Raw genomic sequence first — 13,509 nt, 5'->3', positions numbered from 1 at the left:
TGCCACGCTTGTTTCAGCCGGAACCTTGCCCGTGAGTGAACCGAGGACCGGGGCCCGCATGCCCCTGCACTGGAAGATCGCCATCGGCTTCTTCGCCGGCCTCCTGCTCGGGCTGGTCGTGCATTACGGGGTGGGCAACGACACCGCGTGGGTGCAGGCGTTCACGCACTACGCGACCACGCCGTTCTCGCAGCTGTTCCTGAGCCTGATCTTCATGCTGATCGTGCCGCTGCTGTTCTCGGCGCTGGTGGTCGGCGTGTCGGAGATGGGCGACATCACCGCGCTCGGCCGCATCGGCTGGCGCACCCTGGCCTGGACCGTGGTGCTGTCGGGGATCGCGGTGCTGCTGGGGCTGGTGCTGGTCAACCTGTTCAAGCCCGGTGCCGGCGTCGATCCCGAGCTCGCCCGGCAGTTGCTCGCCGAGGGCGCCGAGCGCACCCAGGCGATCGTGCGCGACAGCACCAGCCAGCCGACCGGGCTGGAGATGCTGCTGTCGATCGTGCCGCAGAACGTGGTGGGCGCGGCTTCCAACAATGCCAACATCCTGGCGCTGATGTTCTTCGCGCTGATGTTCGGCGTCGGGCTGGTGCTCACCCGCAGCCCGCAGACCGAAGTGCTCAAGCGCGGCATCGAGGGCCTGTTCGAGATCTCCATGACCCTGATCGGGCTGGTGATCCGGCTCGCGCCCTACGCGGTGTTCTGCTTCATGTTCAACCTGGCCGTGCTGTTCGGCTGGGACCTGCTGGTCAAGCTGGGCATGTTCGTGCTGGTGGTGGTCGGCGCGCTAGCGATCCACATGGTGGTCACCTATTCGCTTGCGCTGAAGCTGGTCGGGCGCCGCTCGCCGAAGGCGTTCTTCAAGGGCGTGCAGGAGGCGATGCTCATGGCGTTCTCGACCGCGTCGAGCAACGCCACCCTGCCGACTGCGCTGAAGGTGGCCGACGAGGAGCTGAAGCTGCCGAAGAAGGTGTCGCGCTTCGTGCTCACCATCGGCGCGACCGCCAACCAGAACGGCACGGCCCTGTTCGAAGGCGTGACGGTGATCTTCCTGGCCCAGTTCTTCAACGTCGACCTGACGCTCGGCCAGCAGTTCATGGTGATGCTGGTGTGCATCCTGGGCGGCATCGGCACCGCGGGCGTCCCGTCGGGCTCGCTGCCGGTCGTGGCCCTGATCTGCGCGATGGTCGGCGTGCCGCCGGAGGGCATCGGCCTGGTGCTGGGCGTGAACCACTTCCTCGACATGTGCCGGACCACGGTCAACGTGGCTGGCGACCTGGGCATTGCCGCACTGGTGGCGGCCGGGGAGCCGGACGAACCCGACGCGCCCGGCGCGCCTGCCGCCGCCGGCCCGGCCTAGCCGCGCGGCCTCGGTTTCAACGGTATCGGTTGCCGCCGCAAGCACGGCGCGGCCGCGACTTGACCGGCGGGACATGGGACAATGCGGGCCGCCCCGGTTCGAGGGCCATCCCCACTCGCATCCGCCCGACATGACGAAGCCAAGCCGCAGAGACCTCGCCAACGCCATCCGCTTCCTCGCCATCGACGCCGTGGAAGCCGCCAAGTCCGGCCACCCCGGCATGCCCATGGGCATGGCCGACATCGCCGAGGTGCTGTGGAACGACTTCCTGCGCCACAGCCCGGACAACCCCAGGTGGCCCAACCGCGACCGCTTCGTGCTCTCCAACGGTCACGGCTCGATGCTGCAGTACGCGCTGCTGCACCTGAGCGGCTACGACGTGCCGATCGAGGAGCTCAAGCGCTTCCGCCAGCTCGAGTCGAAGACCCCGGGCCATCCCGAGAACTTCATGACCCCGGGCGTGGAGACCACCACCGGCCCGCTCGGCCAGGGCTTCGCCAACGCGGTCGGTTTCGCGCTCGCCGAGAAGCTGCTGGCGCAGCGCTACAACCGTCCGGGCTTCGACGTCATCGACCACCGCACCTGGGTGTTCCTCGGCGACGGCTGCCTGATGGAGGGCATCTCGCACGAGGCCGCCTCGATCGCCGGCACCTGGGGCCTGGGCAAGCTGGTCGCGTTCTGGGACGACAACGGCATCTCGATCGACGGCGAGGTGCACGGCTGGTTCACCGACGACACGCCCGCGCGGTTCGAGGCCTATGGCTGGCGCGTGATCCGTGGCGTCAACGGCCACGACCCGGAGGAGGTGCGCACCGCGATCGAGACCGCGCTGCGCAACGACGACAAGCCGGTGCTGGTCTGCTGCCGGACCACGATCGGCTTCGGCTCGCCGGCCAAGGCCGGCAAGGAGTCCTCGCACGGCGCACCACTGGGCAAGGACGAGGTCGAGGCCACGCGCAAGGCGCTGGGCTGGGAGCATGGCCCGTTCGAGGTGCCGGCGGCGATCGCCGAGGCCTGGCGCGCCAACGCCAGGGGCGCCGCGCGCGAGGCGGAGTGGAATGCGCTGTTCGAGCGCTACGCCGCGCAGTTCCCGCAGGAGGCCGCCGAGCTGCAGCGCCGCCTGCGCGGTGAACTGCCCGAGGGATTCTCCGCCGCCGCCGACGCCTACATCGCGCGGCTGCAGTCCGAAGGCCCGGTGGTGGCCTCGCGCAAGGCCTCGCAGATGGCGATCGAGGCGTTCGCGCCGCTGCTGCCCGAGCTGATCGGCGGCTCGGCCGACCTGGCCCATTCCAACCTGACGGTGTGGAAGGGCAGCCAGCCGGTGACCAGCGGTTCGCCCGACGCCAACTACGTCAACTACGGCGTGCGCGAGTTCGGCATGACCGCGATCGCCAACGCGCTGGCGCTGCACGGCGGCTTCATCCCCTACGACGCCACGTTCCTGGTGTTCAGCGACTACGCGCGCAACGCGGTGCGCATGAGCGCGCTGATGCGCGCGCACGCGATCCACGTCTACACCCACGACTCGATCGGCCTGGGCGAGGACGGCCCGACCCACCAGCCGGTCGAGCACCTGGCCTCGCTGCGCTACATCCCGAACAACGACGTGTGGCGCCCGTGCGACGCGGTCGAATCGGCGGTGGCGTGGAAGGCGGCGATCGAGCGCCGCGACGGCCCGTCGTGCCTGGTGTTCTCGCGCCAGAACCTGCAGCACCAGCCGCGCAGCGAACAGCAGGTGCGCGACATCGCGCGCGGCGGCTACGTGCTGAAGGATTCGAAGGGCACGCCGGAGATCATCCTGATCGCAACCGGTTCGGAGGTCGAACTGGCGACCGCGGCGGCCGAACAGCTCGGCGACCACGTGCGGGTGGTGTCGATGCCCTCGACCACGGTGTTCGACCGCCAGGACGCGGCCTACCGCGAGTCGGTGCTGCCGTCGGCGGTCCGCAGGCGCGTGGCGGTGGAAGCCGGCGTCACCGGCTTCTGGCGCCAGTACGTGGGCCTGGACGGCGCGGTGGTCGGCATCGACACCTTCGGCGCCAGCGCCCCGGCGGGCGACCTGTACCGGCACTTCGGCATCACGGTCGATGCGGTGGTGGCCGCGGCGAAGGCGCTCTGACGCGTCGTCTGCACCACCGGTGCATCGCAAGGGCAGGGGCGCTTCGGCGCCCCTGTCGCGTTGCAGGCACCGGCCAGGCGCGGGTGCTCGCCGCGTTCGTCGACGACGGGCGGGATCATCGCGTCCACCCGCGCGCCGCGTCAGTGCGTGGCGCGGTCGTGCCTGCTGCCGCCGCGGCAGGCCGGCGAGTCGGGCGCGGCGCCCTGCGCGGCCCATTCCTCGGGCGTATAGGTGTGCAGCGCGAGGGCGTGGATCTCCTGCATCAGCGGGCCGAGCGCGCGGTACACCAGCTGGTGGCGCTGTACGCGGCCCTTGCCGGCGAACGCCCCGCCGGCGATCGCCACCTTGTAATGCGTTTCCAGGCCGCGGCTGTGCATGTGGCTCTCGTCGCGCACCTCCAGGTGCGTGGGCGAGAGCGCTGCGAGGGCGGCGCGGATGCGGTCGATCCTGGCTTGCATGGGGCCGATGTTAGCACCGCGGTCCTTGCGGCCAGGCGAAGGCGGGCGGCCGCGGGCGCTACCCGTCCAGCATGTCGGGGCGGAACAGGCGCCGCCGCGAGACTTCCCCGCCCGACACCATGAACCGGCCGCCGCCGCGGTAGTGCGCGGTGCGCGGCAGCGCGGGCGACACCGCCGCGCGCAGCCGCAGCACGCGCCAGACGAACAGCGGGTAGTCGCAGGTGATCCGGGCCTCGTGCAGGCGGCATTCGAGGATCGCGTGGCACTGGCCGATCCCGGGCGCCGACACCTCGCGCGAGCGGGTCGGCGTCAGCCCGAAGCGGCGGAACTTGTCCACCTCGCGGCTGGAGCAGTTGCCGATGCCGACCACCGCGTCGAGCAGGTCCACGCCGGGCACGTTGAGCGTGCACTCGCGGCTGCGCCGGGCCAGCGCGTGGCTGTGGTTGTCCTCCCAGACGCAGGTGCCGACGAGGTCGTAGCCGAGCATCATGTGCCAGCCCAGGGTCATGATGGCGCGCTGGTCGCCGTGGGCGCTGCACAGCAGCAGCACCGGGCCGGGCTCGAGGAACCGGCGGGACGCGTCGACCGGCAGGTCGCGCTTGCGGATCGTGGCCATGGCAGGCTCCGGCAGTGGCGTGGGTGTCGGGCCGCGCGGATGCGGCGGGCCGCGCGGCGCTCAGTCCAGCACGTGCACCGCTTCCGCGATGCGGCGCACGTCGTCCTGGGTGTGGCTGACGTAGACCATCGGCAGGCGCACCTCGTCGCGCACCTTCTGCAGCCACGGGATCAGTTCTTCCCGCCGCGCCTGGTCGAGCGCCGACAGCGGTTCGTCGAACAGCAGGATCGCCGGCTGCGACAGCAGCGCGCGCCCGATCGCCACCCGCTGGGCCTCGCCGCCGGAGAGGTTGGCCGGGCGCCGGTCGAGCAGGGCGCCAATGCCCAGCAGCTCGACCACCGCCTCGAGGCTGAAGGTCTCCGGCCCGCGGCGCGCGCCGTGGCGACCGTAGCGCAGGTTGCCGCGCACGTCGCGGTGCGGGAACAGGCGCGCGTCCTGGAACACGTAGCCGATGCGGCGCCGGTGGGTGGGCACGTCGATGCCGGCGGCGCTGTCGAACAGGGTGCGGCCGTCGATCACGATGCGCCCCGATACCGGCCGCACCAGGCCCGCGATCGCGTTCAGCACCGAGGTCTTGCCCGCGCCCGACGGTCCAGCCAGGGCGAGCACGCGCGCGTCCTCGACGATGCGCACGTCGCGTTCGAAGCGGCCGCGGCGCAGGCGGATGTCGATGTCCAGCATCAGTCCCGCTCCCCGCGTCGCTGGCGTCGCACCAGCCACTCCGAGGCCAGCAGCGCGGCCAGCGAGATCACGACCGCGACCACGGCCAGGCGCCAGATCCCCGATTCGCCGCCGGGCGCCTGCATCAGCCCGTAGATCTCGGACGAGAGCGTGCGCGTCTGCCCCGGAATGCTGGAGACGAAGGTGATGGTGGCGCCGAACTCGCCCAGGGCCTTGGCGAAGGCGAGCACGGTGCCGGCCACGATCCCGGGCCACGACAGCGGCAGGGTGACGGTGAAGAACACCCGCAGCGGATTCGCGCCCAGGGTCGCCGCGGCCTGTTCCAGGCGCCGGTCGACCGATTCGATCGCCAGCCGGATCGCGCGCACCAGCAGCGGGAAACCCATGATCGCGCTGGCCAGCGCCGCGCCGGTCCAGCGGAAGGCGAAGCTGATCCCGAGGTGTTCGGACAGGAAGCGCCCGGCCGCGCCGCCGTGGCCGAAGGTCACCAGCAGCGCATAGCCGACGACCACAGGCGGCAGCACCAGCGGCAGGTGCACCAGCGCGTCGAGCAGGGACTTGCCGACGAAGTCCACCCGCGCCAGGACCCAGGCGGTGGCAATGCCCAGCGGCAGGCTGGCCAGGGAGGCGGCCACCGCCACCTTCAGGCTCAGCGCGATCGCCGTGGTCTCCTCGGGCGTGAACAGCATGCGGGCCTCAGCGCAGGACGAAGCCGTGGTCGAGGAAGATCGCCGCGGCCTCGGGCGAACCCAGCCACTGGACGAAGTCGCCGGCCATCGGATGCCTGCTGGCCGCGACCCTGGCGACCGGATACACGATCTCCGGATGGCTGTCCGGGGGGAAAGTCCCCAGCACCCGCACCCGCGGCTCCGCCTTCGCGTCGGTGGCGTAGACCACGCCCAGCGGCGCCTCGCCACGCGCGACCAGGAGCAGCGCGGCGCGCACGTTCTCGGTCTCCGCCAGCCGCGGCTGCACCGACGGCCATGCGCCCAGGGACTCGAGCGCCGCCCTGGCGTGCTTGCCCGCGGGCACGCTCGCGGTCAGCGCGACCGCGAGCCTGCCGTCGTCGCCCAGCAGCGGCGACAGGTCGACCCCCGGCGCGAGCGCGACCTCCGGCGCGGGATCGTCGACGTGTGCCACCAGCACCAGGGCATTGCCCAGCAGCCCGGAGCGGCTGGCCGGATCGACCAGGCCGCGCTGCTGGAGCCAGTCCATCCAGTCGGTGTCGGCGGAGACGAAGACGTCGGCCGGCGCCTGCTGCGCGATCTGGCGCGCCAGCGCCGGGCTGCCGGCGAAGGACACCTGCACGGCCTGGCCGCTGCGGGCGGTGTAGGCGCGGGCGGCGGCCTCCATCGATTCGGTGAGGCTGGCCGCGGCGAACACCACCAGCGGCGGCGGACCCTCGGGCCCCGGGGCCGGGCGCTCGCCGCCGCCGCAGGCGGCGAGCAGCAGCGCGGTGGCGGCCGCGAGCCCGCGCAGCCGCCGTCGCAGGGCGGCCACGGCCCGGCGGCCAGGCACGGGGGCGGAACTCCGGGAAGGCGGGGGGCTGGGTGGGCTCGGCATGGGGGATCGGGGCGGGGGCAACCCGACTATAGCGGGCCGGACCCCGCCGGAGGCAAGGCCGTCACGGTCGCCGGGGTCGGATTTTCCCTACAGGTCGGTGCGGCGGACGCCGATGGCGGCGGAACCCGGTCACGACGACCCTGTGATGGCCCCGGCAGCGGACGAGCAACAGGACGCTGCTGCAGGGATGCCGGACCGCGATGCCAGGATGCCGCGGGCCGCGCCGGGGCGCCTGACTTCTCCCTGGGTCCCGCGATGTCGCGCGAACTGATCGAGATCGAAGCCGTGGGCGACGGCTGGCTGGTGCGCAGCGGCGACGCCTGCCAGGTGTTCGTGACCAAGTTCCAGGCGATCGAGCAGGCCTACATGCTGGCCACGCGCCGCTACGTGCAGACCGGCTGCCCCACCGGCGTGCAGGTGCCCGTGTCCGGTTCGGGGCCGGTGATCGTCGGGACCTGCGGCTAGCCGGCGCTGGCGCCGGCCCGACCGGGGTGGATCGCCTCCGCGATCTCCCGCGCCTGCTCGCGCAGTTCGGGCACGGCGATCGTTTCCCACAGCTCGCCCAGGCGCAGCGCGCCGATCACGTACAGCCCCGGCTGCGGCCGTGCGCGGGCGTCGAGCACGATGCCGTCCGCGCTGCAGGCCAGCCCCAGCCCGTGCCGCCCGGGCAGGACCAGGCCGCGTTCGCGCATGGCCTGCAGCAGCGCCCCGGGGCGCAGCTCGATGCCCGTTTCCACGCCGCTGGCGTTGACGATCCAGTCGGCGCGACGCATGTGCTCGCGCTGCTGCCGCCGCGGCCGGAAATGGATGCAGCTGCCGCCCTCGGGGTGCGCAGTCACCGCGCGCAGGCGCCCGGCCACCAGTTCGAGCCGGCCTTCGTCGCGCATGGTCGCGATCGCGGCGGCGACCTCGGGTGCGATCCGGTGGCGGTGGATGTCCCAGTAGCGCACCGCGTGGCGCAGGAAGCGGCGCTGCTGGTCCGGATCGAGCGAGCGCCACAGCGCCTGGCCATGCGGGCGCAGCCGTTCGAGGGTCCACTGCCAGGGCTCGCCCTTGGCCGCGCGTGCGGCGACCAGGCGGCGCAGCAGGCGCAGGCGCGCACGCACGCCGAGCGCCAGCCACGGGTCGGGCGGGGCGGGATCGGGCGGGTGGCCGGCGGCATGCGACAGCGGCGCCAGCCCGTGGCGCGACAGCGCCAGGATGCGCCCGCGCCGTCCCGCGCGGCCCAGCACCAGCGCTGCGTCGACCATGCTCAGGCCGGTGCCCAGGATGCACACGTCGGCATCGGCGGGAATCGCCGCCACCGCGTCGTAGTCCCAGGCTTCGGCCACGCGCACGCCCGGGTGCAGCAGGAACCGCGGCAGCGGCCGCGGCGCGTTGCCGATGGCCAGGACCACGGCCCGCGCCCGCAGCGACTGCGAGGTCGACAGGGCGACCCGCCAGCCGTCGCCGTCGCGCTCGATGCCGGTGGCGCTGGCGCGCACGTGCACCAGCGCATCGCGCGCCGGCAGCGCATCGAGCGTGGCCCGCAGGTAGCGCGCATACTCGCCGCGTGCGACGAAGCTGCCGGCGATGCGTTCGCGCGGGCCGCCGTGGCGGCGCTCGAGGAAGTCGAGGAAGTGGTCCGGCTGCCCGGCGATCGCGCTCATGCGACCGGCGGGCACGTTGAGCAGGTGGAACGGATAGCGGGTGGAGTACGCGGCGCCTTCGCCCAGGCGCATCGCGGGTTCGGCGATCGCCACCTTCGGCGGCGGGCCGTCCCCGGAGAGCAGGCGGATCGCGACCAGCACGCCGGCGGCGCCGCCGCCGACCACCACCGCGTCGAAGCCGTCGCCGGCCGGGGGCGCGCGCGCAGTCATGCCGATGGCCTGGCGGGCATGCGTCAGGGCGCGCCGTCGTCCGGCGGGACGTAGCCCGCGGGCTTGTCGGCGCCGCCGCCGAACAGGAACTTGCGCATCTCCTCCTCGAGGAAGGCGCGGTGCTTCGGATCCAGCGGCGAGAGCCGGTTCTCGTTGATCAGCATCGTCTGGTGCGCCAGCCAGGCCGCCCATCCGGCCTTGCCGATGTGCTCGAACACGCGCTTGCCGAGCTCGCCCGGCCACGGCACGAAGTCGAGCCCCTCGGTTTCGCGCTGCTCGTACTGGCAGAAGACGGTCCTGGCCATGGCGACTCGCGGCAGTTCGGGAGCGGACATTGTAGGAGGCCGCCGGCGCCGCTGCCCGGCCCGCGTCAGCCGGCGGCGGCTTCCAGCCGGGCCCGGAGCAGGGCCCGGACCGGGGCCGGGATGCCCAGCGCGCCCAGTTCGCCGGCGGCCACCCAGCGCAGGTCGCCCTCGCGGACCGCGGCCCGCAGCGCCACGCCCTCCCAGGCCAGCGGCTGCAGCTCCAGGCGGTAGTGGGTGAAGGCGTGCGGGACCGGGTCGAGCGGGGTGGCCGCGTCGAAGTCGCCGCGGACGTGACGGTCGAACCAGGCGCGCGCCTCGGCGTGGCCGGGATGCTCGGGCAGCGACCACAAGGCGGCCCAGATGCCGGTCGCGGGACGTCGCTGCAGCAGCACGCGGCCCTGCGCGTCGCGCAGCAGCAGCACCAGGGCGCGGCGCTCGGGCAGCGGCTTGCCCGGGCGCGGCGTGGGCAGTTCCTGCACCCGGCCCTGGCGTAGCGCGAGGCAGGCGTCCTGCAGCGGGCACAGCACGCAGGCCGGCTCGTGGCGGGTGCACAGCGTGGCGCCGAAGTCCATCTGCGCCTGGGTGTAGTCGGCCATGCGCCCGTCGGGCACGCCGTCGAGCTGCGCCTCGGCCAGGGCCCACAGCCGTTTCTCCACCGCCGGCGTGCCCGGCCAGCCGTCGATCGCATGCACGCGGCACAGCACGCGCTTGACGTTGCCGTCGAGGATCGCGACCCGGTCGCCCCAGGCCTGCGACAGGATCGCGCCCGCGGTGCTGCGGCCGATGCCTGGCAGCGCCACCAGCGCGTCGAAGTCGCGCGGCAGGTCGCCGCCGTGGCGCTCGACGCACAGCCTGGCCGCCGCGTGCAGGTTGCGGGCGCGGGCGTAGTAGCCCAGGCCCGACCACAGCGCGAGCACCTCGTCGAGCTCGGCGCCTGCGAGCGCGCGCACGTCGGGCAATGCGGCGACGAAGCGCTCGAAGTAGGGCACGACCACGCGCACCTGGGTCTGCTGCAGCATGATCTCCGACAGCCACACCCGGTAGGGCGTGCGCGGATGCTGCCAGGGCAGGTCGTGGCGGCCCGACTGGTCGAACCAGCGCAGCAGGCGGCTGGCGAACGTGTCGGCGCGGTTCACTGCGCGTCCCCGAAATCGACCACGACGTCACGCAGGCGGGCGCCGGCGATCTCCAGCGCGTCGGCTTCCAGCCGTCCCTGCAGCGGCGGCAGCGGCGAATCGCGCCGTGCGTTCCAGTCCAGCAGCGCGGGCACGTCGAGTCGGCCGTCGAAGCGCGCGCCGTCGCGCGAGGCACGCAGCGCCAGCGGCGAGGACAGGTCGCGCCTGCCGCGGTAGTCGAGTCCGAGCGCCAGCGGCGCCCCGCGATCGTCGAGCGGTGGCGGCAGCGCGGGCCAGGCGTCGGGCCAGCGCGCGAGGCGCCCGTCGAGCTGGAACACGAGCCTTTGGCCGAGCGCGGCTCGCCCACCTGCGTCGAGCCACGGAACGAGGCCATCGCCGCGCAGCACGATGCGCGCCGGCAACAGGGTCCACGCGCCATCCCGCACGCGCAGCGGTCCATGCGCGCCCAGCGTGAACCGGTCGTCGCTGGTGGCGGTCGCGATGCGTCCCGTCGCGCCAAGGCGCATGGGAAGCAGTTGCAGCGAAGGCGTCCAGTGCAGTGCCCCCGACAGCGTCACCCAGGCCGCCAAACGCCACTTGTCCGTGTCGGGCGCGATCGCGCCGGCGAGACCGAAGCCGCGGCCGCTGGCCGGGCGTTGCAGCGTGGTCGCGAGCGAGAACGGCGCGCGCAGCGCGTCGCTTGCGTATCGCCCGGCTGCACGGGCGCGCAGCGGTGCTTCAGGGTCCAGTCGCGGCACGGACACGCGCAGGGATTCGATCCGCCAGGCGCCGCCATCGATCCTTCCCGCCGTGGCCCGCACGCCTGCCGTGATCACGGGCAGCCGGCCAGTGCCGGACGGCCTCGAGGCGAGCCAGGCGCGCAGCGCGGGCAGGTCGATCCGCGGGGCGTCGAGTTCGACCCGGGTGAGCTCGAGCGGATCGCCCAGTCCGCGCAGCGTGCGCCACGGTGCGGTGACCACCACGCGCCGCGCCTGCAGCCATGCGTGCGCGGCACCCGGTGCGCGGATCTCGAGATCGCGGGCCTCGATGCCCGGAGTTGCACCCAGGCGAAGCGACGCGCCGCCGTGCGCCCGGATCTCCAGCCCGGTCGCGGCGCCGATGCGCGCGAGCAGCAGGGACGCGGCGGGCGCCGAATGCAGCGCAAGCCATGCGAGCGCCGCCAGCGCCGGCACCACCAGGCCCGTCCATGCCGCGATGCGCGCCCCGCGCCGGCGCGCGCGTGGCGGCACGGCCTGGTCGCGCGCGGCGTTCACCCGCCCAGGCGTTCGGGCAGCAGCGCGTCCACGAACGCGCGGGCATCGAACACGCGCAGGTCCTCGGGGCGTTCGCCGATGCCGGCGAAGCGGATCGGGATCCCGAACTCGCGCGCCAGCGCGAACACCACGCCGCCCTTGGCGGTGCCGTCGAGCTTGGTCACCACCAGGCCGGTGACGTTGACCGCGGCGTGGAACTGGCGCAGCTGCGCCAGTGCGTTCTGGCCGGTGGTGCCGTCGATCACCATCAGCACCTCGTGCGGCGCGGACGGATCGAGCTTGCCGAGCACGCGCCGGATCTTGCCCAGCTCGGCCATCAGCCCGTGCTGGGTGTGCAGGCGCCCGGCGGTGTCGGCGATCAACACGTCGGTGCCGCGCGAGCGCGCGGCCTGCAGCGCGTCGAACGCGACCGAGGCCGGGTCGGCGTCCTGGCCCTGGGCAACCACGGTCACGCCGTTGCGTTCGCCCCAGGCCTGGAGCTGCGCGACGGCGGCGGCGCGGAAGGTATCGCCCGCGGCCAGCATCAGCGAACGGCCCTCGTCCTTGAAGCGGCGCGCGAGCTTGCCGATGGTGGTGGTCTTGCCGACGCCGTTGACGCCGACGGTGAGGATCACGAACGGCTTGGCCGCCGCGTCGATCCCGAGCGGCTGCGCCACGGGTTCGAGCATCGCCACCAGCTCGGCGCGCAGCGCCTCGAGCAGGGCGCCGGCGTCGGCGAACTCGCGCGCCTTCATCCGGGTGCGCAGGCGCTCCACCAGTTCGGTACTGGCCGCGACGCCGACGTCGGCGGTGAGCAGTACGGTTTCGATCTCGTCGAGCAGGTCGTCGTCCAGGCGCGGGTTGCGCGAGAACAGGCTGCCCACGCTGCGGGCGAAGGCGCTGCCGCGCAGGCGCTCGCGCCAGCCGGTTTTCCCGGCCGGGGCGGGCGGAAGCCCGGCGTCGTCGGCGGCGGATGGCTCCCCGGCGGCGGGTGCGGGTGCCGGCGCGGGCATCCCGGCCGGGGCGGTCGTCGATTCCGGCAGGTCGGGCGCGGGCGCGTCCGGCCCGGCGTCCGCGCGCGGCTCCGATGCGCTGGCGCCGGGGAAGGCCGCGGCCAGTTCCTCGGCGCTGAAGCCGGCCTTGCGTTCGCCGGACTCGCCCTGCTGGCCGGTCGGCGTGGCGGGCTTCTTGCGGCCAAACAGTCGGATCATCGGGCGGAACGGCCGGTGGGGCTCAGGGGGGGCGGACATGCTACCACCGGGGTCGTGGCCGGCCGGCCGTGCCGGCCGCCGCGCGCCGGCCCGGTTCAGCGCGCGATGGCCCGGTAATCGCGCGGCGCCATGCCCACGGTGGCCTTGAACTGGCGGGCGAACGCGCTCTGGTCGGAGAAGCCGCAGGCCTGGCCGATCTCGGCGATCCGGGTGTCGGTGTGCAGCAGGCGCATCGCTTCCTCGATCCGCAGCTTGGTGAGCAGCTGCTGCGGGGTGAGCTGGAACACGCGCTTGAACAGGCGTTCGAGCTGGGCCACGGACACCTCGGCGATGTCGGCGAGTGTCTGCACCCGCAGCGGCGTGTTGTAGTTCGCCTGCATGTGGTCGAGCGCGCGCTGCAGGCGGGCGAACGAGGAATGCTGGCGGTCCGGGGCGTCGAGGTCGCGGGAGATGCCCACCAGGCCGGTGACGCGCTCGCCGTCGCGCAGCGGGCGCTTGAACGTGAGGCACCAGCCGGCGGTGCGGTTCGCGTACAGGTGCAGCTCGAGCTGGTTCTCGATCGTCTCGCCCGCAAGCACGCGCCGGTCCTGGGCCATGTAGCTGCCGCCCAGGCGGCTGGGGAACACCTGGTCGGCGGTCTTGCCGACCAGGTCCTCGCGGTGGCGGGCGCCGAGCCGGCGCACCAGGGTGAGGTTGACGTGGGTGTAGCGGCCCTCGCGGTCCTTGATGAAGAACACCACGTCGGGCAGCGCGTCGAAGATCGCCTGCAGCTCGGACGGCGGCAGCGGCGTGTCCGCCGGCGTTGCCGCATTTGTGCTGCGTTGCGTCACGCGCTCTTGCGGGTGAACGGCCATGGCTCCTGCAATACGGCGGCGAGGGGGGAGCCGCCGCTGTCCGCATTATGCATATTTCAACATCAGACGCGGGGAGGTCGTGCTAGCGGGCGCCGCGACCGCTGGCCGAGAATGGGCC

Annotated in this window: 13 protein-coding genes and 1 pseudogene; 3 read left to right on the top strand and 11 right to left on the bottom strand. The window is 73.3% G+C overall.

Annotated elements, in window-relative coordinates:
* Window positions 1-58: 58 nt before the first annotated feature.
* A complete protein-coding gene (locus LUTJ29_RS0103710; protein WP_043740328.1) occupies window positions 59-1,357 on the top strand; it encodes a dicarboxylate/amino acid:cation symporter in 1,299 nt (432 codons plus the stop codon).
* A gap of 130 nt (window positions 1,358-1,487) precedes the next feature.
* Window positions 1,488-3,476: a transketolase gene (gene tkt, locus LUTJ29_RS0103705; protein ID WP_027071372.1), complete on the top strand. Its 1,989-nt coding sequence runs from the start codon at window positions 1,488-1,490 to the stop codon at window positions 3,474-3,476.
* Between the two features lie 140 nt (window positions 3,477-3,616).
* On the opposite strand, the gene LUTJ29_RS0103700 is transcribed toward tkt, so the two are convergent.
* The 5 genes from LUTJ29_RS0103700 to modA are packed head-to-tail and all read right to left on the bottom strand — an operon-like array spanning window position 3,617 to window position 6,683.
* A complete protein-coding gene (locus tag LUTJ29_RS0103700) occupies window positions 3,617-3,934 on the bottom strand; it encodes a BolA family protein (protein WP_027071371.1) in 318 nt (105 codons plus the stop codon).
* A gap of 58 nt (window positions 3,935-3,992) precedes the next feature.
* Window positions 3,993-4,550: a flavin reductase family protein gene (locus LUTJ29_RS0103695; protein WP_027071370.1), complete on the bottom strand. Its 558-nt coding sequence runs from the start codon at window positions 4,548-4,550 to the stop codon at window positions 3,993-3,995.
* Between the two features lie 60 nt (window positions 4,551-4,610).
* On the bottom strand, window positions 4,611-5,231 hold the full coding sequence (locus LUTJ29_RS0103690; protein WP_027071369.1) for an ATP-binding cassette domain-containing protein: 621 nt from the start codon (window positions 5,229-5,231) through the stop codon (window positions 4,611-4,613).
* A complete protein-coding gene (modB, locus tag LUTJ29_RS0103685) occupies window positions 5,231-5,920 on the bottom strand; it encodes a molybdate ABC transporter permease subunit (RefSeq protein ID WP_043740326.1) in 690 nt (229 codons plus the stop codon). The genes LUTJ29_RS0103690 and modB overlap by 1 nt, the downstream gene beginning before the upstream one ends.
* 7 nt (window positions 5,921-5,927) lie before the next feature.
* On the bottom strand, window positions 5,928-6,683 hold the full coding sequence (gene modA / locus LUTJ29_RS0103680) for a molybdate ABC transporter substrate-binding protein (RefSeq protein ID WP_232221153.1): 756 nt from the start codon (window positions 6,681-6,683) through the stop codon (window positions 5,928-5,930).
* 366 nt (window positions 6,684-7,049) lie between these two features.
* Here modA and LUTJ29_RS18595 point away from each other — a divergent pair, with 366 nt between their 5' ends.
* Window positions 7,050-7,259 carry a hypothetical protein gene (locus LUTJ29_RS18595; protein ID WP_027071366.1) on the top strand — a complete coding sequence of 70 codons (210 nt, stop codon included), beginning with the start codon at window positions 7,050-7,052 and terminating at the stop codon, window positions 7,257-7,259.
* On the opposite strand, the gene LUTJ29_RS16005 is transcribed toward LUTJ29_RS18595, so the two are convergent.
* The 6 genes and pseudogenes from LUTJ29_RS16005 to LUTJ29_RS0103645 all read right to left on the bottom strand — a co-directional run bounded on the left by LUTJ29_RS16005 (window position 7,256) and on the right by LUTJ29_RS0103645 (window position 13,322).
* Complete coding sequence (locus tag LUTJ29_RS16005; RefSeq protein WP_043740324.1) at window positions 7,256-8,653, bottom strand: FAD/NAD(P)-binding protein; 1,398 nt, start codon at window positions 8,651-8,653, stop codon at window positions 7,256-7,258. The genes LUTJ29_RS18595 and LUTJ29_RS16005 overlap by 4 nt on opposite strands.
* A 23-nt stretch (window positions 8,654-8,676) precedes the next feature.
* Entirely contained in the window at window positions 8,677-8,958 is a 282-nt protein-coding gene (locus tag LUTJ29_RS0103665) for an oxidative damage protection protein (protein ID WP_027071365.1), read from the bottom strand.
* Between the two features lie 65 nt (window positions 8,959-9,023).
* Window positions 9,024-10,094, bottom strand: coding sequence for an A/G-specific adenine glycosylase (gene mutY, locus LUTJ29_RS0103660; protein ID WP_027071364.1), 1,071 nt, complete (start codon window positions 10,092-10,094; stop codon window positions 9,024-9,026).
* Complete coding sequence (locus LUTJ29_RS0103655; RefSeq protein WP_027071363.1) at window positions 10,091-11,347, bottom strand: hypothetical protein; 1,257 nt, start codon at window positions 11,345-11,347, stop codon at window positions 10,091-10,093. The genes mutY and LUTJ29_RS0103655 overlap by 4 nt, the downstream gene beginning before the upstream one ends.
* Window positions 11,344-12,509 (bottom strand): annotated as a pseudogene (ftsY, locus tag LUTJ29_RS0103650) (signal recognition particle-docking protein FtsY); the annotation flags it as partial. The gene LUTJ29_RS0103655 and the pseudogene ftsY, both read right to left, overlap by 4 nt.
* A 123-nt stretch (window positions 12,510-12,632) precedes the next feature.
* Entirely contained in the window at window positions 12,633-13,322 is a 690-nt protein-coding gene (locus LUTJ29_RS0103645) for an AraC family transcriptional regulator (RefSeq protein WP_027071361.1), read from the bottom strand.
* Window positions 13,323-13,509: the final 187 nt, after the last annotated feature.

Source organism: Luteimonas sp. J29 (assembly GCF_000472505.1).
GTDB lineage: Bacteria > Pseudomonadota > Gammaproteobacteria > Xanthomonadales > Xanthomonadaceae > Luteimonas.
Note: the sequence above shows the minus strand (reverse complement) of the source record. Positions and strands in the feature narration are given on the sequence as shown.

What these genes read in the sequence shown, in the direction of transcription:
- LUTJ29_RS0103710 (WP_043740328.1), top strand. Translation starts at nt 59, where the DNA reads ATGCCCCTGCACTGGAAGATCGCCATCGGCTTCTTCGCCGGCCTCCTG.
- tkt (WP_027071372.1), top strand. Translation starts at nt 1,488, where the DNA reads ATGACGAAGCCAAGCCGCAGAGACCTCGCCAACGCCATCCGCTTCCTC.
- LUTJ29_RS0103700 (WP_027071371.1), bottom strand. Translation starts at nt 3,934, where the DNA reads ATGCAAGCCAGGATCGACCGCATCCGCGCCGCCCTCGCAGCGCTCTCG.
- LUTJ29_RS0103695 (WP_027071370.1), bottom strand. Translation starts at nt 4,550, where the DNA reads ATGGCCACGATCCGCAAGCGCGACCTGCCGGTCGACGCGTCCCGCCGG.
- LUTJ29_RS0103690 (WP_027071369.1), bottom strand. Translation starts at nt 5,231, where the DNA reads ATGCTGGACATCGACATCCGCCTGCGCCGCGGCCGCTTCGAACGCGAC.
- modB (WP_043740326.1), bottom strand. Translation starts at nt 5,920, where the DNA reads ATGCTGTTCACGCCCGAGGAGACCACGGCGATCGCGCTGAGCCTGAAG.
- LUTJ29_RS18595 (WP_027071366.1), top strand. Translation starts at nt 7,050, where the DNA reads ATGTCGCGCGAACTGATCGAGATCGAAGCCGTGGGCGACGGCTGGCTG.
- LUTJ29_RS16005 (WP_043740324.1), bottom strand. Translation starts at nt 8,653, where the DNA reads ATGACTGCGCGCGCGCCCCCGGCCGGCGACGGCTTCGACGCGGTGGTG.
- LUTJ29_RS0103665 (WP_027071365.1), bottom strand. Translation starts at nt 8,958, where the DNA reads ATGGCCAGGACCGTCTTCTGCCAGTACGAGCAGCGCGAAACCGAGGGG.